General features: G+C 58.4%; 20 protein-coding genes and 1 tRNA gene. 15 read left to right on the top strand and 6 right to left on the bottom strand.

The features are described from left to right. Positions 1-60: 60 nt before the first annotated feature. The 7 genes from apaG (at position 61) to FHL16_RS02130 (ending at position 8,144) form a co-directional block, all read left to right on the top strand. Positions 61-441: a Co2+/Mg2+ efflux protein ApaG gene (gene apaG, locus FHL16_RS02160; protein ID WP_010467163.1), complete on the top strand. Its 381-nt coding sequence runs from the start codon at positions 61-63 to the stop codon at positions 439-441. Beyond that, on the top strand, positions 441-1,325 hold the full coding sequence (locus tag FHL16_RS02155; protein WP_077747311.1) for a symmetrical bis(5'-nucleosyl)-tetraphosphatase: 885 nt from the start codon (positions 441-443) through the stop codon (positions 1,323-1,325). Before apaG ends, FHL16_RS02155 begins: the two co-directional genes overlap by 1 nt. 33 nt (positions 1,326-1,358) lie before the next feature. Then, positions 1,359-1,688, top strand: a complete 330-nt coding sequence (gene glpE, locus FHL16_RS02150; protein WP_077747310.1) for a thiosulfate sulfurtransferase GlpE — start codon at positions 1,359-1,361, stop codon at positions 1,686-1,688. A 296-nt stretch (positions 1,689-1,984) separates the two neighbouring features. Further along, positions 1,985-3,907 carry a PrkA family serine protein kinase gene (locus FHL16_RS02145; protein ID WP_010467160.1) on the top strand — a complete coding sequence of 641 codons (1,923 nt, stop codon included), beginning with the start codon at positions 1,985-1,987 and terminating at the stop codon, positions 3,905-3,907. Positions 3,908-4,021: 114 nt separating this feature from the next. Next, on the top strand, positions 4,022-5,293 hold the full coding sequence (locus FHL16_RS02140) for a YeaH/YhbH family protein (protein ID WP_010467159.1): 1,272 nt from the start codon (positions 4,022-4,024) through the stop codon (positions 5,291-5,293). Next, positions 5,290-6,852 carry a SpoVR family protein gene (locus FHL16_RS02135; protein ID WP_077747309.1) on the top strand — a complete coding sequence of 521 codons (1,563 nt, stop codon included), beginning with the start codon at positions 5,290-5,292 and terminating at the stop codon, positions 6,850-6,852. The genes FHL16_RS02140 and FHL16_RS02135 overlap by 4 nt, the downstream gene beginning before the upstream one ends. A gap of 62 nt (positions 6,853-6,914) precedes the next feature. Beyond that, positions 6,915-8,144: a multifunctional CCA addition/repair protein gene (locus FHL16_RS02130; protein WP_077747308.1), complete on the top strand. Its 1,230-nt coding sequence runs from the start codon at positions 6,915-6,917 to the stop codon at positions 8,142-8,144. A gap of 108 nt (positions 8,145-8,252) precedes the next feature. Here FHL16_RS02130 and folK read toward each other — a convergent pair whose 3' ends face one another. Next, positions 8,253-8,771: a 2-amino-4-hydroxy-6-hydroxymethyldihydropteridine diphosphokinase gene (folK, locus tag FHL16_RS02125; protein WP_010467156.1), complete on the bottom strand. Its 519-nt coding sequence runs from the start codon at positions 8,769-8,771 to the stop codon at positions 8,253-8,255. Continuing rightward, positions 8,762-9,118 (bottom strand): dihydroneopterin aldolase, encoded by a 357-nt coding sequence (gene folB / locus FHL16_RS02120; protein WP_008051601.1) that lies wholly within the window; start codon positions 9,116-9,118, stop codon positions 8,762-8,764. Before folB ends, folK begins: the two co-directional genes overlap by 10 nt. A gap of 74 nt (positions 9,119-9,192) precedes the next feature. On the opposite strand from folB, the gene plsY reads away from it, so the two are divergent. Continuing rightward, complete coding sequence (gene plsY / locus FHL16_RS02115) at positions 9,193-9,762, top strand: glycerol-3-phosphate 1-O-acyltransferase PlsY (RefSeq protein WP_077747307.1); 570 nt, start codon at positions 9,193-9,195, stop codon at positions 9,760-9,762. A gap of 23 nt (positions 9,763-9,785) precedes the next feature. Here the strand turns inward: plsY and tsaD are convergent, their stop codons facing one another. Next, entirely contained in the window at positions 9,786-10,811 is a 1,026-nt protein-coding gene (gene tsaD, locus FHL16_RS02110; RefSeq protein ID WP_010467153.1) for a tRNA (adenosine(37)-N6)-threonylcarbamoyltransferase complex transferase subunit TsaD, read from the bottom strand. 199 nt (positions 10,812-11,010) lie between these two features. On the opposite strand from tsaD, the gene rpsU reads away from it, so the two are divergent. The 5 genes from rpsU (at position 11,011) to FHL16_RS02085 (ending at position 19,566) form a co-directional block, all read left to right on the top strand. Beyond that, complete coding sequence (gene rpsU, locus FHL16_RS02105; protein ID WP_002551877.1) at positions 11,011-11,226, top strand: 30S ribosomal protein S21; 216 nt, start codon at positions 11,011-11,013, stop codon at positions 11,224-11,226. Between the two features lie 482 nt (positions 11,227-11,708). Continuing rightward, positions 11,709-13,688, top strand: a complete 1,980-nt coding sequence (gene dnaG / locus FHL16_RS02100) for a DNA primase (protein WP_010467152.1) — start codon at positions 11,709-11,711, stop codon at positions 13,686-13,688. Between the two features lie 67 nt (positions 13,689-13,755). After that, positions 13,756-15,606 carry an RNA polymerase sigma factor RpoD gene (gene rpoD / locus FHL16_RS02095; protein WP_077747306.1) on the top strand — a complete coding sequence of 617 codons (1,851 nt, stop codon included), beginning with the start codon at positions 13,756-13,758 and terminating at the stop codon, positions 15,604-15,606. 121 nt (positions 15,607-15,727) lie between these two features. Next, a complete protein-coding gene (locus FHL16_RS02090) occupies positions 15,728-19,474 on the top strand; it encodes an EAL domain-containing protein (protein ID WP_077747305.1) in 3,747 nt (1,248 codons plus the stop codon). A 15-nt stretch (positions 19,475-19,489) separates the two neighbouring features. Then, positions 19,490-19,566, top strand: a tRNA-Ile gene (locus tag FHL16_RS02085). Between the two features lie 321 nt (positions 19,567-19,887). On the opposite strand, the gene FHL16_RS02080 is transcribed toward FHL16_RS02085, so the two are convergent. After that, positions 19,888-20,073 (bottom strand): hypothetical protein, encoded by a 186-nt coding sequence (locus FHL16_RS02080; protein WP_077747304.1) that lies wholly within the window; start codon positions 20,071-20,073, stop codon positions 19,888-19,890. A gap of 125 nt (positions 20,074-20,198) precedes the next feature. Further along, positions 20,199-20,393 (bottom strand): hypothetical protein, encoded by a 195-nt coding sequence (locus FHL16_RS02075; protein WP_010467148.1) that lies wholly within the window; start codon positions 20,391-20,393, stop codon positions 20,199-20,201. 448 nt (positions 20,394-20,841) lie between these two features. Between FHL16_RS02075 and FHL16_RS02070 the strand changes: the two genes are divergently transcribed. After that, a complete protein-coding gene (locus tag FHL16_RS02070; protein WP_010467147.1) occupies positions 20,842-21,150 on the top strand; it encodes a DUF3077 domain-containing protein in 309 nt (102 codons plus the stop codon). A gap of 79 nt (positions 21,151-21,229) precedes the next feature. Here the strand turns inward: FHL16_RS02070 and FHL16_RS02065 are convergent, their stop codons facing one another. Next, positions 21,230-21,907 (bottom strand): peptidase M41, encoded by a 678-nt coding sequence (locus FHL16_RS02065; protein ID WP_077747303.1) that lies wholly within the window; start codon positions 21,905-21,907, stop codon positions 21,230-21,232. A gap of 156 nt (positions 21,908-22,063) precedes the next feature. Between FHL16_RS02065 and FHL16_RS02060 the strand changes: the two genes are divergently transcribed. After that, entirely contained in the window at positions 22,064-22,525 is a 462-nt protein-coding gene (locus tag FHL16_RS02060) for an Lrp/AsnC family transcriptional regulator (protein ID WP_010467145.1), read from the top strand. The last annotated feature ends 53 nt before the right edge of the window (positions 22,526-22,578 follow it).

Genomic DNA, 22,578 nt, shown 5'->3' with positions numbered 1-22,578 from the left:
GCCTAGACTGAGCTCCATCAGCTACGCCCCGCGTCCCGCTTCGCTTTTAAGGCCTCTTGCATGTCCGATCCTCGTTATCAGGTCGACGTCAGCGTCGTCACCCGCTATCTGGCAGAACAATCGCAACCCGAGCACAACCGCTTCGCCTTTGCCTACACCATTACCGTGCACAACAATGGCGAGCTACCGGCCAAACTGCTGTCTCGGCACTGGGTCATCACCGATGGCGACGGGCATGTCGAAGAGGTTCGCGGTGCGGGCGTTGTCGGCCAACAACCGTTGATCGAACCAGGCAAGAGCCATACCTACAGCAGCGGCACCGTCATGACCTCCAAGGTCGGTACGATGCAGGGTACTTATGAAATGATCGCCGACGACGGCAAACACTTTGACGCCGTTATCGCGCCATTCCGCCTGGCGGTGCCCGGAGCCCTGCACTGATGGCGACGTATGCCGTCGGTGACCTTCAAGGCTGCCTTGAAGCCCTGCAATGCCTGCTCAAAAAAGTCGCGTTCGACCCGACAAAGGATCGTCTGTGGCTGGTGGGCGATCTGGTCAACCGTGGCCCGCAGTCGCTGGAAACCCTGCGTTTTCTCTACAGCATCCGCGAATCGCTGGTGTGCGTGCTCGGCAACCATGACCTGCACCTGCTGGCCGCCGGTAAGAACATCGAACGCCTGAAGAAAACCGATACCCTACGCGAAATTATCGAAGCCCCCGATTGCGCCGAGCTGCTGGAATGGCTACGCCAGCAAAAACTCATGCATTACGACGAACAACGTAACGTTGCGCTGGTGCATGCCGGTATTCCCCCGCAATGGTCGCTGCGCAAAGCACTGAAGTACGCCGCCGAGGTCGAGACGGCGCTACGCGACGACAATCTGCTGCCGCCCTACCTCGACGGCATGTACGGCAACGATCCGGCGAAATGGGACAGCGACCTCAGAGGCGTCACGCGCCTTCGGGTGATCACCAACTATTTCACCCGCATGCGTTTCTGTACGGCCGAAGGCAAGCTGGACCTCAAGAGCAAGGAAGGCCTGGGCACTGCGCCACCCGGCTACAAACCCTGGTTCCAGCACAAGGAACGCAAGACCAAAGGCGTGAAAATCATTTTCGGGCACTGGGCCGCGCTTGAAGGCCAGTGCAACGAACCGGGCATCTCTGCGCTCGACACGGGTTGCGTCTGGGGCGGTGCCCTGACGATGATGAACGTCGACAGCGGCGAACGCCTGTCCTGCAAATGCGACGAGCATGGCCATGCCGCCGCGCCGCCAGTCGCCCCACGAACTAGCGAACAAACGCCAGCCAGCGCCCAGCGCTAGACTGCGCTTTCAGCCGAGCCACAGGAGCCCGCCATGAGCGAATTCAAACGTATCCCCCCAGAACAGGCACAGGCCCTGCGCGCACAAGGCGCCGTGGTGGTCGATGTCCGTGACCCCGCGACCTATGCCGCCCTGCACATCAGCGGCTCGAAGCATCTGGACAATCATTCCCTGCATGCCTTCATTCAGGCGGCCGATCTGGACGCACCGACCGTGGTGGTCTGCTATCACGGCAATTCCAGCCAGGGCGCCGCCGCATACCTGATCAGCCAGGGCTTTTCCGACGTGTACAGCATGGATGGCGGTTTTGAGCTGTGGCGTACGACTTATCCTGCGGAAACGGCGCAAGGCACTTCCGAATAATTTTTTTGTAACGTGCAAGCCCCGTCCCCTGTGGGCTCGCACGGTGGCAGACGAACGGTCTGCCACAACTAATTACGTATCTCGCCTTTACCTCCTGAATAAGCAACTATCCTTAAGCGCAGGCCATCCAAAACAGGGGAGAGCCGGTACACCGGCGCGCGGGTCATCGGGAGTAGCTTTCGAGGTCGTCAGCTTCGAAAGAGTTCTGGGGGGTAAACAGCGACTGCATATCCGGTTGCTGCCAGCATCGACTGAATGATCCGGCGTCGGCTCCACGTATCGAGCGAGGTGACGTCATGAGTATCTTTAGCCACTTCCAACAACGCTTCGAGTCCACACGCCAGGAAGAACTCTCGCTGCAAGAGTATCTTGAGCTGTGCAAACAGGACCGCAGCGCCTACGCCTCCGCCGCCGAGCGTCTATTGCTGGCCATCGGAGAACCGGAGCTGCTCGACACCTCGACCAACTCGAGACTGTCGCGAATCTTTTCCAACAAGGTGATCCGCCGCTATCCGGCCTTTGAAGACTTCCACGGGATGGAAGAATGCATAGACCAGATCGTGTCGTATTTCCGCCATGCAGCTCAGGGCCTGGAAGAGAAGAAACAAATCCTCTATCTGCTCGGCCCCGTCGGTGGCGGTAAATCGTCCCTGGCCGAGAAGCTCAAACAACTGATCGAGAAAGTGCCCTTCTACGCCATCAAGGGCTCGCCGGTATTCGAGTCGCCGCTGGGCCTGTTCAACGCCACTGAAGATGGTGCGATCCTCGAAGAAGACTTCGGCATTCCGCGGCGCTACCTCAATACCATCATGTCTCCATGGGCCACCAAGCGCCTGGCCGAATTCGGCGGCGACATCAGCCAGTTCCGCGTGGTGAAACTCTATCCGTCGATCCTCAACCAGATCGCGGTGGCCAAAACCGAACCGGGCGATGAAAACAACCAGGACATCTCGGCGCTGGTGGGCAAGGTCGACATCCGCAAACTGGAGGAATACCCACAGAACGACGCTGATGCCTACAGCTATTCAGGCGCGCTGTGCCGGGCCAACCAGGGCCTGATGGAATTCGTCGAAATGTTCAAGGCGCCAATCAAGGTGCTGCACCCATTGCTGACCGCCACCCAGGAAGGCAACTACAACAGTACCGAAGGCCTCGGGGCGATTCCGTTTACCGGGATCCTGCTGGCTCACTCCAACGAATCGGAATGGCACACCTTCCGCAACAACAAGAACAACGAAGCCTTCATCGACCGGATCTATATCGTCAAAGTGCCGTATTGCCTGCGGGTCAGCGACGAGGTGAAGATCTACGACAAGCTTCTGTTCAACAGCTCTCTGGCCAAGGCCCATTGCGCACCCGACACCCTGAAAATGCTCGCCCAGTTCACCGTGCTCTCACGCCTCAAGGAGCCGGAAAACTCCAACATCTATTCCAAGATGCGCGTGTATGACGGCGAGAACCTCAAAGACACGGATCCGAAAGCCAAGTCGATCCAGGAATACCGCGACAACGCCGGTGTCGACGAAGGCATGAACGGTCTGTCGACCCGGTTTGCGTTCAAGATCCTGTCCAAGGTCTTCAACTTTGATCCGCACGAAATCGCCGCCAACCCGGTGCATTTGCTCTATGTGCTGGAACAACAGATCGAACAGGAACAATTCCAGGCCGAGACCCGTGAACGCTATCTGCGCTTCCTCAAGGAGTACCTGGCACCGCGTTATATCGAATTCATCGGCAAGGAGATCCAGACTGCCTACCTCGAGTCTTACAGCGAGTACGGCCAGAACATCTTCGATCGCTACGTGCTGTACGCAGACTTCTGGATCCAGGACCAGGAATACCGAGATCCGGAAACCGGCGAAATCCTCAACCGCGTCGCGCTGAACGAAGAGCTTGAGAAAATAGAAAAACCGGCCGGCATCAGCAATCCGAAGGATTTCCGCAACGAAATCGTCAACTTCGTCTTGCGCGCCCGGGCCAACAACAATGGCAAGAACCCGACCTGGCTCAGCTACGAAAAACTGCGGGTGGTTATCGAGAAGAAAATGTTCTCCAACACCGAGGACCTCCTGCCTGTCATCAGCTTCAATGCCAAGGCCAGCAAAGAGGACCAGCAGAAGCACAACGACTTCGTCACACGGATGGTCGAGCGGGGCTACACCGACAAACAGGTACGACTGCTGTCCGAGTGGTACCTGCGGGTCCGGAAATCGCAATGACGCAGCGGCAAGCCATAAGCTACAAGCGGCAAGAAAAAGCGCGTAAGCCCTGATATCCGGGCAGCTTCTACTTGCAGCTTGTAGCTCACAACTTGAAGCCGCCCGGAGGGGCCTATGAGCTATGTGATCGACCGACGTCTCAATGGCAAGAACAAGAGCACGGTGAACCGTCAGCGGTTTCTGCGGCGTTATCGTGATCACATCAAAAAGGCCGTCGAAGAGGCGGTCAGTCGGCGTTCCATTACCGATATGGAACACGGCGAACAGATCAGCATCCCCGGCCGCGACATCGACGAGCCGGTGCTTCACCATGGACGTGGTGGCAAGCAGACCGTCGTGCACCCCGGCAACAAGGAATTCACCAGCGGCGAACACATTGCCCGTCCGCCAGGCGGTGGTGGCGGCAGAGGCCCAGGCAAGGCTGGTAACTCGGGCGAAGGGATGGACGAGTTTGTCTTCCAGATCACCCAGGAGGAATTCCTCGAATTCATGTTCGAGGACCTCGAACTGCCGAACCTGGTCAAGCGCAACCTGACCGGCACCGACACCTTCAAGACCGTGCGCGCGGGTATCAGCAACGAAGGTAACCCGTCGCGAATCAACATCATCCGTACCCTGCGCTCGGCCCATGCCCGGCGAATCGCCCTGTCTGGCAGCAGCCGGGCAAAGTTACGGGAAGCCAAAGAAGAACTGCTGCGACTCAAGCGGGATGAACCGGATAACTTCGGCGATATTCAGGAGATCGAAGCAGAAATCGAAAAACTCAGTGCGCGCATCCATCGCGTTCCCTTTCTCGATACCTTCGACCTCAAGTACAACTTGCTCATCAAGCAGCCGAACCCCAGCTCCAAGGCGGTGATGTTCTGCCTGATGGACGTGTCCGGCTCAATGACCCAGGCGACCAAAGACATCGCCAAGCGCTTTTTCATCCTGCTGTACCTGTTTCTCAAGCGTAACTACGACAAGATCGACGTCGTCTTCATTCGCCACCACACCAGCGCCCGCGAAGTGGATGAGGAAGAGTTCTTCTACTCCCGGGAAACCGGCGGCACCATCGTCTCCAGCGCCTTGAAACTGATGCAGGAAATCATGGCCGAGCGTTATCCGAGCAATGAGTGGAACATCTACGCGGCCCAAGCCTCCGACGGTGACAACTGGAACGACGATTCGCCGATCTGCCGCGACATTCTGATCAACCAGATCATGCCGTTCGTGCAGTACTACACTTACGTTGAGATTACCCCGCGCGAACACCAGGCTTTGTGGTTCGAATACGAACGCATCGCTGAAGCCTTCTCTGACACTTTTGCCCAGCAGCAACTGGTCTCGGCCGGGGATATCTACCCGGTCTTCCGTGAACTCTTCCAGCGCAGGTTAGTGACATGACCGCCAAAGAGCAGAAGCGCCAACCCATTTCCACCGGCTCAGAATGGACATTCGAGCTGATCCAGGCCTATGACAAAGAAATCAGTCGCCTGGCGGCTCGTTATGCCCTGGATACGTACCCTAACCAGATCGAAGTGATCACCGCCGAGCAGATGATGGACGCCTACGCCTCCGTCGGCATGCCACTGGGTTATCACCATTGGTCCTATGGCAAACACTTCCTCAGCACCGAGAAGTCTTACAGCCGTGGGCAGATGGGGCTGGCCTACGAGATTGTGATTAACTCAGACCCATGCATCGCCTATCTGATGGAAGAAAACACCATCTGTATGCAGGCCCTGGTGGTCGCTCATGCCTGCTATGGCCACAACAGCTTCTTCAAGGGCAATTACCTGTTCCGCACCTGGACCGACGCCAGCTCGATCATCGATTACCTGGTTTTCGCCAAGCAGTACATCATGCAATGCGAAGAACGCCACGGCATCGATGCAGTGGAGGACCTGCTGGATTCCTGCCATGCGCTGATGAACTACGGGGTCGACCGCTACAAACGCCCGTATCCGATCTCGGCTGAAGAAGAACGCCGCCGGCAGAAGGATCGGGAAGAGCACTTGCAGAAACAGATCAACGATTTGTGGCGGACCATTCCAAAAGGGGCCGACAAGTACAGCGACAAGGACAACGCGCGCTTCCCCGCCGAACCTCAGGAAAACATCCTGTACTTCATCGAAAAACACGCGCCGCTGCTGGAGCCCTGGCAGCGGGAAATCGTGCGCATCGTGCGCAAGATCGCCCAATATTTCTACCCGCAACGCCAGACCCAGGTCATGAACGAAGGCTGGGCCACGTTCTGGCACTACACGCTGATGAACGACCTGTATGACGAAGGCCTCGTTACCGACGGCTTCATGATGGAGTTTCTGACGTCCCACACCAGCGTGGTCTACCAACCCGGCTTCGACAGCCCCTACTACAACGGTATCAACCCCTACACCTTGGGTTTTGCCATGTACCGGGACATCCGCCGCATGTGTGAACACCCTACCGAGGAGGATTACCGCTGGTTCCCTGAGATAGCCGGTACCGACTGGCTGTCGAGCATCAAGTTCGCCATGAGCAGCTTCAAGGACGAAAGCTTCATCCTGCAGTACCTGTCACCGCAGGTGATCCGCGACCTGAAGTTGTTCAGCATTCTCGATGACGACCAAAAGGACGACCTGCTGGTCCCGGCCATTCACGATGAAGGTGGCTACCGCACCATTCGCGAAACACTGGCCGCGCAGTACAACCTGGGTAATCGAGAGCCCAATATTCAGATCTACAGCATCGACCGGCGTGGCGACCGCTCCCTGACCTTGCGTCACCAGCAGCACGACCGCAAACCGCTGGGCGAGTCCACCGAGGAAGTGCTCAAGCACCTGCACCGGCTGTGGGGCTTCGACATTCATCTGGAAACGCTGCAAGGCGACCAGGTCATGAAAGTTCACCATGTCCCGCCCAGAAGCGAGCACAGCGAGGGGGATTACGGCCGGCTGGACCTGGCCGTCATTCATCTTTGATCCTGTTTCTGCCTCCGGAAGTTCGACGCAAAGGTTATTCTGTCGAGCTAACGGAGGTTTTTATGCGGATTTATAAAGTCGGCGGCGCGGTACGCGATCGCCTGCTGGGCGAACCTGTCACCGATATCGATTGGGTCGTGGTCGGTGCCACCACTGAAGAAATGCTCGCCCAGGGTTATCGCCCCGTGGGTGCTGACTTTCCGGTATTTCTTCACCCCAAGAGCGGTGAGGAATACGCCCTCGCCCGTACCGAACGCAAAAGCGGACGTGGTTACGGCGGTTTCACCTTTCATGCCAGCCCCGAAGTCACCCTCGAAGAAGACCTGATCCGTCGCGACCTGACAATCAACGCCATGGCCGAAGATGATCAGCAGAATCTGACCGACCCTTACCACGGCCAGCGCGATCTCGAAGCCCGAGTGCTTCGTCACGTTTCCCCCGCGTTCGCCGAAGATCCGCTCCGTGTCCTGCGCGTTGCCCGCTTCGCAGCCCGATACGCAGGACTGGGTTTCACCGTTGCGCCTGAAACTTTGGAGCTGATGCGCCAACTCAGCGAATCAGGTGAATTGAAGGCGTTGACGGCGGAACGCAGCTGGAAAGAGATTTCCCGTGCACTGATGGAAGATCAGCCACGGGTGTTCATTGAGGTGCTGCGTGAATGTGGCGCGCTCAAAGTGTTAATGCCGGAAGTTGATGCTCTGTTCGGCGTGCCGCAACCGGCAGCCCATCACCCTGAGATCGACACGGGGGTGCACACCCTGAGCGTCCTTGAGCAAGCGGCGCAGCACAAACAGCCGCTGACCGTGCGCTGGGCATGCCTGCTGCATGATCTGGGCAAAGGGCTCACGCCCGTGGAAGAATGGCCACGCCACATTGCCCATGAGCACACGGGCCTGAAGCTGATCAAAGCGGTGAATGAACGGTTCAAGGCACCGAAAGATTGTCAGGAATTGGCATTGCTGGTGGGTCAGTACCACACCCACGGCCACCGCGCCCTGGAGCTGAAACCCTCGACGTTACTGGACCTGCTGCAGAGTTTTGACGTTTACCGTCGGCCGCAGCGGTTTGAAGAGTTCATTGCGGCGTGCGAGATGGACGCCCGCGGCCGCAAAGGGCTGGAGCAGAGAAGTTACCCACAGGCGGATTATTTACGCGGAGCGGCGACTGCGGCGCGGAACGTGGCGGTACAGCCGTTGCTGGAGAAGGGATTCAAGGGGCCGGAGCTGGGTGAGGCGATCAAGCGTGAGCGACTAAAAGCGCTGAAGGCCTACAAAGAGGCGGCGTCTGCCTGAAAAGCTTCGCGGGCAAGCCTCGCGCCTGCAAGATCCAAGTCGTTTGCGATGGGGCGAACGACGCAAAACTTGCAGGAGCGAGGCTTGCCCGCGAAGGCATCATCCGCCTCACAACAAATTCGAAGGTGTCAGCTGTTCACCGCGCCACTCAAACGCCACCGGCGCCAACACCTGATCAATCTGCGCCTCACGCCACAACGTCGCAAAGCTTTTGCCTACCCCCGGATGCACTCTGTCCGGCGCAATCAGGGACAACGGCCATAGCACAAAGGCATTTTTCAGAATCTCTGCCCGCGGCAGGATCAATCCATCGAAATTGCCCACCAGATCGCCGAACAGCAGCACGTCGATATCCAGCGGCAAACCCTTGCGGTCGGGCGCGTACCGGCCATTGTCCGCCTCGATGAATTTCAATCGACGGTCCAGCTCCATCAGCGGCAAATCGGTGTAAGCCGACACCACGAAATTGAAGAACGGGCCGCTCTTGATCCCCACTGGCTGGCTTTCGAACACCGCCGAGCAACGGATATCCACCAGGAAGCCTGCCAGGGCTTCCAGGCCCGCCTGCAAATGGGTTTCGCGCTCGATATTGCTACCGAGCCCGAGATACACCTGAGTCAGCGACATCCGCGCTCGATCTCCACGCCCACACCACCAGTGGCCGCCGGGACGGCGCCAGGCTTGGTCAGTTTGAGGCGCATCCAGGTGATCTTGAATTCGCTCATTAATACTTCAACCAGACGCTCGGCAAAGGTCTCGACCAGTTGGAACTGTGCCTGCTCGGCAAAGGCCTGGATGCGCGACGAAACACTCGCGTAATCGAGCGCCAGGGTCAGGTCATCGCCTGCCGCTGCCGGGCGATTGTCCCAGGCGAAGCTCAGATCAAGTCGCAGGCACTGTCGGATGCCTCGTTCCCAGTCGTAGGCACCAATCACGGTGTCGACTTCCAGGCCCTCGATAAACACTCTGTCCAAGCACTTTTCTCCGCTGCACGACAAGGGCGCAATGCGCCGTTAGAATCAGGGCGTCCTCGCCCGGAATAGTTAGCATGTTTTGGTTACTGGCGACCCTCGCCTACCTGCTCGGCTCTCTGTCCTTCGCCATTTTGCTCAGCCGCCTGACCGGTAACCCCGATCCGCGAATGAGTGGCTCGGGCAATGCCGGCGCCACCAACATGTTGCGCCTGGCCGGCAAGAAACTCGCCATCCTGACCCTAATCGGCGACCTCTGCAAAGGCCTGTTGCCGGTATTGATCGCCGGTGTTGCGGGTCTTTCGCTGCAAGAACAGGCCTGGATCGGCGTCTGTGCCGTCATCGGCCACCTGTTCCCGCTGTACTTTCGCTTTCGCGGTGGCAAGGGTGTCGCCACCGCGGCAGGAATGCTCCTGGGCCTGTATCCGCCAGCTGCATTGCTGGCGGTTTGCGCCTGGTTGCTGACGTTCTACCTGACCCGCACCAGCTCCCTCGCCGCATTGATCGCCACGCCGCTGACCCTACCGCTGCTGGCCTGGCAAGCACCTGCGGCATTGCTACCCATGAGCGCACTCACGGGGCTGATCGTCTGGCGTCATCGCGGCAATCTACGCGACCTGTTTGCCGGGCGCGAACGGCATTTTTAAATACTGGACATGAGCCCCGCTCATCACAGCGCCGACAGTTGCTCCATCGGCCAGCGCGCCTGCACGCTGATCGCCAGGCTTTCATGCTGGCCGGCCTGCAAGCGCTGGCAACCGGCAAACGCAATCATCGCGCCGTTGTCGGTGCAGAACTCCGGACGGGCATAAAACACGTCACCCTTCATGTCGCCGAGCATCTTTTCCAGGGAGGTGCGCAGCGCCTTGTTGGCGCTGACGCCCCCAGCGATCACCAGACGCTTCATGCCCGCTTGTTTCAGGGCGCGCTTGCACTTGATGGTCAAAGTCTCCACCACGGCCTGCTGGAACGCCAGCGAGATGTCGCAACGGGCTTGCTCGCTGTCGTCCCCGGCGCTGACGCTCTGCTGCCAAGTGTTCAGGGCGAAGGTTTTCAAGCCACTGAAGCTGAACGCCAGGCCCGGGCGGTCGCACATGGGACGCGGAAAAGTGAAACGTCCTGAAACGCCCCGCTCCGCCAGCTTGGCGATTTCCGGACCGCCCGGATAATTAAGGCCCATCATCTTCGCGGTCTTATCGAACGCTTCACCGGCGGCGTCATCGAGGGTCTCGCCCAAGAGCGTGTAGTGACCGATACCGTCGACCTGAACCAGCTGCGTATGACCACCCGACACCAACAAAGCGACGAACGGGAATTGTGGCGGCTGCGGCTCCAGCATCGGCGCCAGCAAGTGACCTTCCATGTGGTGCACACCCAAGGCCGGAATGCCCCAGGCAAAGGCCAGCGCCTGAGCGCAAGAGGCGCCCACCAGCAAGGCACCGACCAGGCCAGGACCCGCGGTATAAGCGATGGCATCGATCTCGGTCGGCACACAGTCAGCTTCGGCCAACACCTGACGAATCAAGGGCAGCATGCGCTTGACGTGGTCGCGCGAGGCCAGCTCCGGCACTACACCGCCATAGGCGCGGTGCAGGTCGATCTGACTGAACAGCGCGTCGGCCAGCAGGCCGCGCTCACTGTCATATAATGCGACACCGGTTTCGTCGCAGGAGGTTTCTAATCCCAGTACTAGCATGGGTTTGCGCCTTGTTTAGGCTGAATTCGAAGGCGCGCATAATAGTCGCCATGGGATGCCCCGACTAGCGGTTTTCGATCAGAGGCTTTGCATTCCGGTCGATGAGGAGTTAACATCCGCAACCCTTAAAAACCGACGTCTTCAAGTGCTCTTTTGCCGCGAGGATGTTGACCCCGGTAATGAATGAAGGTAGCTCTGGATGCCAGCCGTCAAAGTAAAAGAGAACGAACCCTTCGACGTAGCTCTGCGTCGTTTCAAGCGCTCCTGCGAAAAAGCCGGTGTACTGGCTGAAGTTCGTAGCCGCGAATTCTACGAGAAGCCTACTTCTGAGCGTAAGCGCAAAGCAGCAGCCGCTGTTAAGCGTCACGCGAAGAAAGTTCAGCGCGAACAGCGCCGCGCCGTTCGTCTGTACTAATACACAGACGTTCGTAGCAAGCTTCTGCCAAGCCCGGCCCTCAGCCGGGCTAATGGCATTTGCGGAAAACGCTTGATGCTTCACCGTCAAAGCCGCAGACGCGACCGAGACAAACCTGCTTCGCAGCGTCAGACCTGGCTCTTTTGCCAGCGGTGCACGTCTTTTCTGACGAGCCTTCCAAGGCTACTGACGAGCACACCCACTGATTCCTCTTACGACGATCAGCCCAAGGCACCTTCTTGCGTGCCCGCTTATGAGCTATCCGAGGCCCTCGACTGGCCGCAGCGGATTTCAGCGAAATACTTTCGTATAGTCGAATACTGATTGGTACTAACGTCAGTGGATTTTCGGCAGATACACTTCCCGACAGCGATTACGCAGACGACACCGGTCGAGCCGCACATTTTGCGCGCCTCAAACAACGACCCGCGTTCGGCCGCTCATCGTTTTGGGTCCATTTCAGCGCAGATGACGAGAACGCCATGGCCGGGCTAATTCCCCAGAGCTTCATTGACGACCTTCTGAACCGCACCGACATCGTCGATGTGGTCAGCTCGCGCCTGCAAATGAAAAAGGCCGGTAAAAACTACACCGCCTGCTGCCCTTTTCATAAAGAAAAAACCCCGTCCTTCAGCGTCAGCCCCGACAAGCAGTTCTATTACTGCTTCGGCTGCGGCGCGGGCGGCAACGCCCTCGGCTTCATGATGGACCACGACAACCTGGATTTCGTCCAGGCTGTCGAAGAACTGGCCAAAGCCGCGGGCATGGAAATCCCCCGCGAAGAAAGCGGTCGGCCACACAAACCGCGGCAACCGACTGATTCGCCGCTGTACCCGCTGCTGACTGCAGCCGCCGACTTCTACCGGCAAGCCCTGAAAAGCCATCCATCGCGCAAAGCGGCTGTGGATTACTTGAAAGGTCGCGGGCTGACCGGCGAAATCGCCCGGGACTTCGGCCTCGGCTTCGCGCCGCCCGGTTGGGACAATCTGTTCAAGCACTTGAGCAGCGACACCCTGCAACAAAAAGCCATGGTCGACGCCGGCCTGCTGATCGAGAACGCCGAAACCGGCAAACGCTATGACCGCTTTCGCGATCGCGTAATGTTCCCGATCCGCGACAGCCGCGGACGCATCATTGCTTTCGGCGGCAGGGTATTGGGCGACGACAAGCCGAAATACCTGAACTCACCGGAAACCCCCGTATTCCATAAAGGCCAGGAACTCTACGGCCTTTATGAAGCACGCAAGAACAACCGCAACCTCGACGAAATCATCGTCGTCGAAGGCTACATGGACGTCATTGCCCTCGCCCAACAAGGCTTGCGCAATGCCGTCGCGACCCTGGGCACCGCCACCAGCGAAGAGCACTTGAAGCGGCTGTTTCGCGTCGTGCCTAACGTGCTTTTTTGCTTCGACGGCGACCAGGCCGGCCGCAACGCTGCTTGGCGCGCACTGGAAGCTGCCCTGCCGTGCCTGCAAGACGGGCGGCGCGCGCGCTTTCTGTTCCTGCCCGAAGGTGAAGATCCCGACACGCTGGTCCGCTCCGAAGGCACTGACGCTTTCCGCGCGCGAATCAACCAGCACGCCCAGCCGTTGGCGGATTATTTCTTTCAGCAACTGACCGAGGAATCGGACCCGCGCTCGCTCGAAGGCAAGGCCCACATGGCCACCCTCGCCGCGCCGCTGATCGACAAGGTCCCTGGCGCCAACCTGCGCATCTTGATGCGTCAGCGCCTGACCGAAATTACCGGCCTCAGCGGTGAAGCCGTGAGCCAACTGGTTCAAAGCGCACCTCAAGATGCGCCGCCGGCATACGACCCGGGCGTCGATTACGACGCCATGCCGGATTACAGCGACTACCATCAGCCGCAGGCACAAGAGATGTATGTGCCGCAGCAGGAATGGACGCCGAAGAAACCCGGAGCGGGCGGCAAGAAGTGGGACAAGAAGCCCTGGGACAAAAACGGCAAGCGAGGCGGTGATCGCGATCAACCTAGCGCCCCGCGCACACCGATTGCTGTGGAAGCCCCAACCCTGATCGCACTTCGCACGCTCATTCATCACCCCGATCTGGCTAGCAAGGTCGAAACCGCCAACCACTTCGCCAATGAGAGCAATACCTACGCTCAGTTGCTGGTAGCGCTGATCGAGGCCGTGCAAAAAAATCCTAAGCTAAACTCTATTCAGTTGATGGCCCGCTGGCACGGGACTGAACAGGGGCGTCTGCTCAAGGCTTTGGCGGAAAAGGAATGGCTGATTGACGGCGATAACCTTGAACAACAGTTTTTAGACACCATTACTAGGCTATCGGCAAGTCAACACACGGATAGCCTGGAAGTACTTATCAGGAAAGCAAGGCAGCCAGGATTGACCGCGGAGGAAGCAAATCAGATCGCAAATCAGATGCGCGACCTATTAAAACGCAATATGGCTGTATCAACCCCGACCTCAACTGGCGCGTGAGGTCATAGCTCAGGTATAATCCTCGGCTTGTTTTTTGCCCGCCAAGACCTTCAGTGGATAGGGTGTTATGTCCGGAAAAGCGCAACAGCAGTCTCGTATCAAAGAGTTGATCACACTTGGTCGTGAGCAGGGTTACCTGACTTACGCGGAGGTCAACGACCACCTGCCGGAGGATATTTCAGATCCGGAACAGGTGGAAGACATCATCCGCATGATTAACGACATGGGGATCAACGTATTCGAGGTTGCGCCAGATAAGGATTCCCTTATGCTGGCCGACGCCGATACTGACGAAGCCGCGGCCGAAGAGGCAGCAGCAGCGTTGGCAGCGGTCGAGACCGACATTGGTCGTACCACCGACCCAGTGCGCATGTACATGCGCGAAATGGGTACGGTAGAGCTCCTCACTCGTGAAGGCGAAATCGAAATCGCCAAACGTATTGAAGAGGGTATCCGTGAAGTGATGGGCGCAATCGCGCACTTCCCTGGTACGGTTGACCACATTCTCTCCGAGTACACTCGCGTTACCACCGAAGGTGGCCGCCTATCCGACGTCCTGAGCGGTTATATCGACCCGGACGACGGCATTGCGCCGCCTGCTGCCGAAGTGCCGCCGCCTGTCGATCCGAAAGCCGTTAAAGCGGACGACGATACCGACGACGAAGAAGCTGAAGCCAGCACCGACGACGAAGAAGAAGCCGAAAGCGGTCCGGATCCGGTCATCGCAGCACAGCGTTTTGGCGCTGTCTCCGATCAGATGGAAATCACCCGCAAGGCGCTGAAAAAGCACGGTCGTGGCAACAAGCTGGCAATCGCCGAGCTGGTGCTGCTGGCTGAGTTGTTCATGCCGATCAAACTGGTTCCGAAGCAATTCGAAGGCCTGGTCGAGCGTGTTCGCAGTGCCCTGGATCGTCTGCGTCAGCAAGAGCGCGCGATCATGCAACTTTGCGTTCGTGATGCCCGCATGCCGCGTGCCGACTTCCTGCGCCAGTTCCCGGGCAACGAAGTTGACGAAAGCTGGACCGATGCACTGGCCAAAGGCAAAAGCAAATACGCTGAAGCCATTGGCCGCCTGCAACCGGACATCATTCGTTGCCAGCAAAAGCTGACCGCGCTGCAAACCGAAACCGGTTTGACGATCGCCGAGATCAAGGACATCAACCGTCGCATGTCGATCGGTGAGGCCAAGGCCCGCCGAGCGAAGAAAGAGATGGTTGAAGCGAACTTGCGTCTGGTGATCTCCATCGCCAAGAAGTACACCAACCGTGGCCTGCAATTCCTCGATCTGATCCAGGAAGGCAACATCGGTTTGATGAAAGCGGTAGACAAGTTCGAATACCGCCGCGGCTACAAATTCTCGACTTATGCCACCTGGTGGATCCGTCAGGCGATCACTCGCTCGATCGCCGACCAGGCCCGCACCATCCGTATTCCGGTGCACATGATCGAGACGATCAACAAGCTCAACCGTATTTCCCGGCAGATGTTGCAGGAAATGGGTCGCGAACCGACCCCGGAAGAGCTGGGCGAACGCATGGAAATGCCTGAGGACAAGATCCGCAAGGTATTGAAGATCGCTAAAGAGCCGATCTCCATGGAAACCCCGATCGGTGATGACGAAGACTCCCATCTGGGTGACTTCATCGAAGACTCGACCATGCAGTCGCCAATCGATGTCGCCACTGTTGAGAGCCTTAAAGAAGCGACTCGCGAAGTGCTGTCCGGCCTCACTGCCCGTGAAGCCAAGGTTCTGCGCATGCGCTTCGGTATCGACATGAATACCGACCACACCCTTGAGGAGGTTGGTAAGCAGTTCGACGTGACCCGTGAACGGATTCGTCAGATCGAAGCCAAGGCGCTGCGCAAGCTGCGCCACCCGACGAGAAGCGAGCATTTGCGCTCCTTCCTCGACGAGTGATCACAGAACCCCCGGCCCAGGCCGGGGGTTTTGCTTTCTACAGATAAAATCCCCCGTACCTCCCCCCCGCCGAATTGCCCGTCTACACTCGAAACATTCCCCGAGCCATAACGAGACCGTTATGCCCAGACTGCCGACCGTGCTTTTTTTGCTGTCGCTGATGACCTGGACCGCAACGGCTGGCGCGCTGACTCTGACCGACGAAGAACGTAGCTGGCTGGCGGCTCACCCGGACTTGCGCCTGGGTGTCGACGCGTCCTGGCCGCCGTTCGAATTTCGTGACGACCAGGGCCGCTATCAGGGCCTGGCGGCGGACTACATCAACGTGATCCGTCAACGGCTGGCCGTCAAACTGACGCCCATCGAACCGATCAGCTGGACCGAAGTCCTGCAACAGGCCAAGCAAGGCAAGCTGGACGTCTTGCCGGGCATCATGTCGACCCCGGAGCGCCAGTCGTACCTGTCATTCACTCGTCCCTACCTGGACTTTCCGATTGTCATCCTCGCCCATGTCGGAGGCCCCCAACCGCGCAAGCTCGAAGAGCTCTACGGGCTGAAGATCGCTGTGGTGGAAAACTATGCGCCCCATGAGCTGTTGCGCACTCACCACCCCGACCTGAATCTGGTGGCGATGCCCAATGTCAGCTCAGCCTTGCAGGCGTTGGCCACCGATGAAGTGGATGCGGTCGTGGGCGATCTCGCCTCCAGCGTCTGGAGCCTGCGTCAGCTCAAGCTCGACGGCCTGTATGTCAGCGGCGAAACGCCCTATCGCTATCAATTGGCGATGGCCGTGCCCCCCGACAACAAGATACTGGTCGGGATTCTGGACAAAGTCCTGGCGGACATGACTTCAAGTGAAATCAGCGCCATTCAGGAACACTGGGTGGGCAATGTACTGGATCACCGAACCTTCTGGTCCGACTTGCTGGTTTACGGCCTGCCCGGATTGCTGTTTCTGATGATCACGCTGGCCGTGGTCATCCGGATTAACCGCCGGTTGAGTTCGGAAATCGCCCGGCGGGTCGACCTCGAACAAGAGCTGCGCAGCAGTGAATACCATTACCGCGGGCTGGTGGAGAGCCTTTCCGCAATTGCCTGGGAAGCACGGATCAGCGATTTCACCTACAGCTACGTGTCTCCGCATGCCGAAGAACTGCTTGGCTATCCCCTGTCCCATTGGCTCATTCCGGGGTTCTGGCGCAACATCATCCACCCTGCGGACCTGACCCGGGCCCAGACATTCTGCGATCACGAAGTGCTGGCCGGGCGCGATCATAGCGTCGATTACCGCGTTATCACCGCCGACGGCCGCTGCCTGTGGGTGCGCGATATCGTCAGTCTTATCGAGCATGGCCATGAGCCGGTTATGCGCGGATTGATGATCGACATCAGCGACGCCAAGCGCACGGAAGAAGCGTTGAGACTCTCCGAGCAAAAATTCGCCTCCGTGTTTCAGCAATGCCCGGACATCCTGGTGATTGCGCGGCTGTCCGACGGCTGCCTGCTCGAAGTCAACAAAGCGTTCGAAGAACAAATTGGTCTCAAGGCCGAAGATGTCATTGGCCAGACCGCCACCGACCTCAACATCTGGGGCATCCCCGGCGTCGGGCCGGGCCTGCTGCAGCGCCTGCAAGCCGGCAGCATCCGCAACCTGGAGATGCCTTTTCGACGCAGCAATGGCCAGGTGTTTACCGGTCTGATTTCCGCCGAGCCCTTCGACCTCGATACGACCCCTGCGCTGGTCGTCGTGGTGCGCGATATCAGTCAGCTCAAGGAAACCCAGCAGCAACTGCAAACCTCCGAAGAAAAATTCGCCAAGGCCTTCCACGCCTCACCGGACGGCTTGTTGCTGTCGCGGCAGAGCGACGGGTTGCTAATGGAGGTCAACGAGGGTTTCAGCCGCATCACAGGCTTCAACAGCGCGATGTCCGTGGATCGCTCAGCCCTGGAGCTGGGGATATGGGTCAATCTCAATGAACGCAAACAGATGCTCGACTTGCTGCACCGGGATGGCTTCGTCCGCGACTTCAGTTGCCACATCCGCCGCAGTGACGGGCAGATCCGCCTTTGCGAGGTTTCAAGCCGTCCGCTGCCGATCGGCGACGAAGACTGCATGCTGACCATCGCCCGGGACATCACCGAGCGGCACCTGATGCAGGAGAAACTGCAACAGGCCGCCACAGTGTTCGAGAGCACCGCCGAGGGCGTGTTGATCACCGACACCCAACAGCACATCAGCGCGGTCAACCGAGCGTTCACCGAGATCACCGGTTACAGCGAGAGCGAAGCACTCGGCCACACCCCTCGCTTGCTCGCCTCGGGGCTTCACGACAGCGCGTTCTATGCGGCGATGTGGCATCAGCTGACGGACGAAGGTCACTGGCAAGGCGAGATTTCCAACCGACGCAAGAATGGCGAGCTCTACCCGAGCTGGCTGACCATCAGCGCCGTGCGTAACCGGGAAAAATTCATCACCCACTTCGTGGCGGTGTTCGCGGACATTTCCAGCCTCAAACACGCGCAGGCCAAACTCGACTACCAGGCGCACCACGATCCGCTGACCGGCCTGCCAAACCGCACGCTGTTCGAGAGCCGACTGTTGACCGCACTCAATACCCAACAGGAAAACGGTGGCCAGGGCGCGGTGCTGTTCCTCGACCTGGATCGCTTTAAACACATCAACGACAGCCTTGGCCATCCGGTGGGCGACCTGCTGCTCAAAGGCATTGCCGTGCGCCTCAAAGAGCAGCTGCGCGACATCGATACCGTCGCGCGCCTGGGGGGCGACGAATTCATCATCCTGCTGCCCGGCCTGCAACAATCCAGCGATGCCGACAACATTGCCACCAAGCTGCTCAATTGCTTCGCGGCCCCTTTTCAGGCCGGCGAGCACGAGTTTTTCATCAGCGCCAGCATCGGCACCAGCCTGTACCCCAAGGACGGCTGCGATGTCGCCACGCTGGTCAAAAACGCCGATGCGGCGATGTATCGCTCCAAGGCCAAGGGCCGCAACCGGGTGGAAAGCTACACCCGCGACCTCACCGCCCAGGCCAGCGAACGCGTGGCGCTGGAACATGAATTGCGCCGCGCCATCGAGCGCAATGAGCTGTTTCTCTATTACCAACCGAAAATCAGCCTCGCCGACCATCGACTCGTCGGCGCCGAAGCGCTCATCCGCTGGCAACATCCGACCTTCGGCTCGGTGCCGCCGGAACACTTCATTCCCTTGGCGGAAGAAAACGGCATGATCCTGCAGATCGGCGACTGGGTGCTGGAGACAGCCTGCCGACAGATGAACGAGTGGAATCAGGTCTACGAGTGCCTCGGTCCCCTCTCCGTCAATCTCGCAGGTGCTCAATTGCGTCAGCCGAACCTGCTCGGACGGATCGAGCAACTGCTCAAAGACAACGGCCTGGCGCCCGGTTTACTGCAACTGGAAATTACCGAAAACTTCATCATGAGCCAGGCCGAAGAAGCGCTGGCAGTGCTGCACCAACTCAAACACCTGGGCGTGCAATTGGCCATCGACGACTTCGGGACCGGCTACTCGTCTCTGAGCTACCTCAAGCGCCTGCCACTGGACATCCTCAAGATCGACCAGTCCTTCGTCCGCGGCCTGCCTGACGATCCCCACGATGCAGCGATTGTTCGCGCCATCATTGCCCTGGGGCGCAGCATGCAATTCACCGTCATTGCGGAGGGCGTCGAGACCCTCGCACAGCAACAATTCCTCGCCGAAGAAGGCTGTGAACAGATCCAGGGCTACATCGTCAGCCTGCCGCTTCCCCCCGACGAATTCGCCGCGACGTTTCTTCGTATAGCCGTATCGGATTTTTCGGATAGCACAGCCGAGAAACCATCGCTATAATCCGCGGCCTACTGAGGGCCTATAGCTCAGTTGGTTAGAGCAGAGGACTCATAATCCTTTGGTCCACGGTTCAAATCCGTGTGGGCCCACCAAACAAGAAAGCCGCGCTGATGCGCGGCTTTCTTTTGATTTAACGAATCACGTCAATAGTGCTATCGAAGCGACTGACCGGATGAGATTGAGCGCTTCCCAGCCGCGAAAGCCGTAACTGCGCAACGCGGTTCGCAAGTGGTGTCCGGATCTGCTTTACCAAATCGAAGAAGACGCCTATGGCGTCTTTTTTCGTTTCTGCCCTAGCAATACAGCCCTGCTCATAATCCTTTGGTCCACGATTCCTCCGTGTGGACCCACCAAACACGAAAGCCGCGCAAATGCGCGGCTTTTTTTCTGCGACTAACGTTTGGCCTAAGAGATCAGACCAGCCGAACCACCAAGGCAACAGCAACAATAGTCACGAGCGCCAGCGCGGCACCGAGTCCAAACGGCAGTAGGATTGCTCGGGTCGCAATGGGGGATGGGCTACGCATGTCTTCGGCCAAGGCGGCCACGTCACGGTGTAACTGTTCAATGCTGGCTTGAATCGTAGGAGGTGTGGACATACTGCGTCTTCCTGCAGGGATCACGAGTCACGCCTAATGCGCTAACCCTTGTTAGATAAGGTGGGCTGCTAAGCGGTAAAACTCAAGCACCTCCGATCATTGGTCGCTTCCGTGTGTTAGCGATTTTAAAGCTTGAACCACAATCCGACGGCGGCGACAACGGCGGTCACTAGACCGGCGCCTACTGCGAACGGATACCAAAAAGCCTCCTGCCTAAGCTTGCTTTCTTCCGCCATAAACTTGCGGGTTTCAGCAATGAATCTCCGGATTTCGACTTGAAGCTTATCGAGCTCCAGATTTTTGCGGTCATTTTGTAGCATCAGTCATCCTGTCGGGGCTCGGGTCGCGTCCTGTGCGCTGCTCCGCGGCGGGACATGCGTTTTTTCCTGTCTGCCGTCTAGGTTATATTTTGCGCTGACGTGAGGTTATCGGATGACGTCTGCCAAGGTTGTAGGCAAACTCCGAGAATTGCGTAATGGGTGCGTTTGGGCACTTTGCCGCCTTGTTGGCGTTCTCTTCGACGGGCTACTCTCCGGACGTCGCTGCAAATGCAGCGATCGGGTGTGGTAACCCGGTGAACCAGCGCAACAGTGCACTCATCACGAAGATAGGCAGTTTTTTATGCCTGTGATCTCGATATGGCAGCTGTGCGTGGGACGCCTTCGGGCGTGCCGGTTTCCTTGGTTCCCGGTTTACCACCCTGCGTACAGCTGCCACCCTTTCGTGTGGTAACGAAAGTGGCAGCTCCTCGAACCTAGGAGTTATATCGTGAATAAAATAAATCCATCCGCAATTTCAGACCTGAAAACCATCGGTTTCACCCCACTCATCTACTGCTCGGATCAGGCGTTGTTCAACGTCCGCGCCGGTGTCCCCATCGTTGATGCATTGTCACAAGCCTCCGATCTGCTGTTCCTCGCAAAATCATTTGCCGAGGACGCTGCCTACGCAAGAGACACTGACCGCCACGCCTGGGCCGCGCACTATCTGACGGCGATGGGTAAGGCGGTGATTGATGATGTGGTGAAGGTGCTAACGCCGAGACCGGCTCGGACCGCGACGGAATCAGAGGAGTAGCGCGCACTATCCCACTGAAAGACGCCCCGATTATTCGGGGCTTCCAGTCGTGACCGAGCGTGCAATGCGCGCCCGGAAGTTACTCCCTGTGCGAATCGGCACCATCGTTGCCAGCCCCAACGCGCAACCCCGGAATCGCCCGCACCAACCCCATCCGCTCAAGCCCCTCCCTCGTCAAAACACCCTCATACGTATCCGCCGACCGCCCCCATTGCTCCACGATACCCATGCCATCTACCAACGCTTCGCCCAACCCAATAATCGTATCGGCCAACTGCTCAACGATTGTTTGAGTCCGTAACCACAGACGATCCGTAATCTCTTTCAGCTCGGCCGTTACGCGTTCAGACGAAGCCGGATCCGTCTCGGGATAGGTGATGTTGCGCAGCAAGTGCCGTAACTCCCTGATTTTTGCGTAGTCCTGTTCTGCCCCAAGTTCTCCCCTCAGGATGGCGGCCGCTTTCGGCTTATCGACGCGTTTGCCGGGCGAACGCTTTGAAGCCAATGACTGCGCCATGGCGCCCGCAAAGAGAACCATCATTCGGGCTTGCAGATGCTCCTTCATTGCCTCAATCGTCGTAATTGAACGCGCCAAGGTAATGGAAGCGCCCGCTTGATGCCTCAAGTCCATGGTCACTGTCAGGCTCACATCACCCGTTTCAAACCCCAAGACTCGGGCAACGACGTAGTGACCCATTTCGTGATTGGCAATCTGCACTGCGTGATCCCGGACAGCGGGAGGCATGTTCTTTGTCATTTTGATCACCTCGCATCCCTCGATTTCTCATTCGACTATGACTGACAGCTGGTGTCCATCCTGTCTTCCGCGCGGCGTCTGACGTTCTCTGACATCCGCCGTGCCAGCCGTGCTGTAACATGCCAGCCCACTGATTTGTGTTGCCGGAGACGACCCTTGCCTGATACCCGACCGCCCGTTCTTGACGAAATCGACCGCCAACTGATCGCGGCCTTGCAGATCAACGCCCGTGAAAGCGTGGCCATGCTCGCTCGCCAGTTGGGGGTCGCACGGACCACGGTGACTTCACGTCTGGCACGGCTGGAAAAGGCCAAAGTCATCACCGGTTACGGCGTGCGTCTGGGTCAACGGGTGGTGGATGGCGGCTTGCAGGCGTATGTCGGGATCACGGTGCAACCGCGCTCGGGCAAGGAAGTGCTGCGCCGGCTCAGTGCCATGGCCCAGGTGCAGCAGTTGTGTGCGGTGAGTGGCGAATTTGACTACGTGGCGTGGCTGCGCACGGAATCGCCGGAGCAGCTGGATCAGTTGCTGGATCAGATTGGCAGTGTGGATGGGGTGGAGAAGACGACGACGTCGATCATCTTGAGCAGCAAGATTGATCGGGGGCAGCCGGTTTGATTTGCAGCGTCTTGAGGGCCTCATCGCGAGCAGGCTCGCTCACACATTGGTCA

Source organism: Pseudomonas sp. FSL W5-0299 (assembly GCF_005930655.1).
Lineage (GTDB): Bacteria > Pseudomonadota > Gammaproteobacteria > Pseudomonadales > Pseudomonadaceae > Aquipseudomonas > Aquipseudomonas mandelii.
The sequence above is the reverse complement of the archived record's forward strand: the minus strand, read 5'-3'. Positions and strand labels throughout refer to the sequence as shown.

Bases quoted from the DNA above. Each gene is read 5' to 3' on its own strand.
- FHL16_RS02135 (WP_077747309.1), top strand. From the start codon at position 5,290: ATGACCGCCAAAGAGCAGAAGCGCCAACCCATTTCCACCGGCTCAGAA.
- glpE (WP_077747310.1), top strand. From the start codon at position 1,359: ATGAGCGAATTCAAACGTATCCCCCCAGAACAGGCACAGGCCCTGCGC.
- FHL16_RS02090 (WP_077747305.1), top strand. From the start codon at position 15,728: ATGCCCAGACTGCCGACCGTGCTTTTTTTGCTGTCGCTGATGACCTGG.
- FHL16_RS02140 (WP_010467159.1), top strand. From the start codon at position 4,022: ATGAGCTATGTGATCGACCGACGTCTCAATGGCAAGAACAAGAGCACG.
- apaG (WP_010467163.1), top strand. From the start codon at position 61: ATGTCCGATCCTCGTTATCAGGTCGACGTCAGCGTCGTCACCCGCTAT.
- FHL16_RS02130 (WP_077747308.1), top strand. From the start codon at position 6,915: ATGCGGATTTATAAAGTCGGCGGCGCGGTACGCGATCGCCTGCTGGGC.
- folK (WP_010467156.1), bottom strand. From the start codon at position 8,771: ATGTCGCTGACTCAGGTGTATCTCGGGCTCGGTAGCAATATCGAGCGC.
- FHL16_RS02080 (WP_077747304.1), bottom strand. From the start codon at position 20,073: ATGTCCACACCTCCTACGATTCAAGCCAGCATTGAACAGTTACACCGT.
- FHL16_RS02075 (WP_010467148.1), bottom strand. From the start codon at position 20,393: ATGCTACAAAATGACCGCAAAAATCTGGAGCTCGATAAGCTTCAAGTC.
- FHL16_RS02065 (WP_077747303.1), bottom strand. From the start codon at position 21,907: ATGACAAAGAACATGCCTCCCGCTGTCCGGGATCACGCAGTGCAGATT.
- plsY (WP_077747307.1), top strand. From the start codon at position 9,193: ATGTTTTGGTTACTGGCGACCCTCGCCTACCTGCTCGGCTCTCTGTCC.
- FHL16_RS02155 (WP_077747311.1), top strand. From the start codon at position 441: ATGGCGACGTATGCCGTCGGTGACCTTCAAGGCTGCCTTGAAGCCCTG.
- FHL16_RS02145 (WP_010467160.1), top strand. From the start codon at position 1,985: ATGAGTATCTTTAGCCACTTCCAACAACGCTTCGAGTCCACACGCCAG.
- rpsU (WP_002551877.1), top strand. From the start codon at position 11,011: ATGCCAGCCGTCAAAGTAAAAGAGAACGAACCCTTCGACGTAGCTCTG.
- tsaD (WP_010467153.1), bottom strand. From the start codon at position 10,811: ATGCTAGTACTGGGATTAGAAACCTCCTGCGACGAAACCGGTGTCGCA.
- dnaG (WP_010467152.1), top strand. From the start codon at position 11,709: ATGGCCGGGCTAATTCCCCAGAGCTTCATTGACGACCTTCTGAACCGC.
- rpoD (WP_077747306.1), top strand. From the start codon at position 13,756: ATGTCCGGAAAAGCGCAACAGCAGTCTCGTATCAAAGAGTTGATCACA.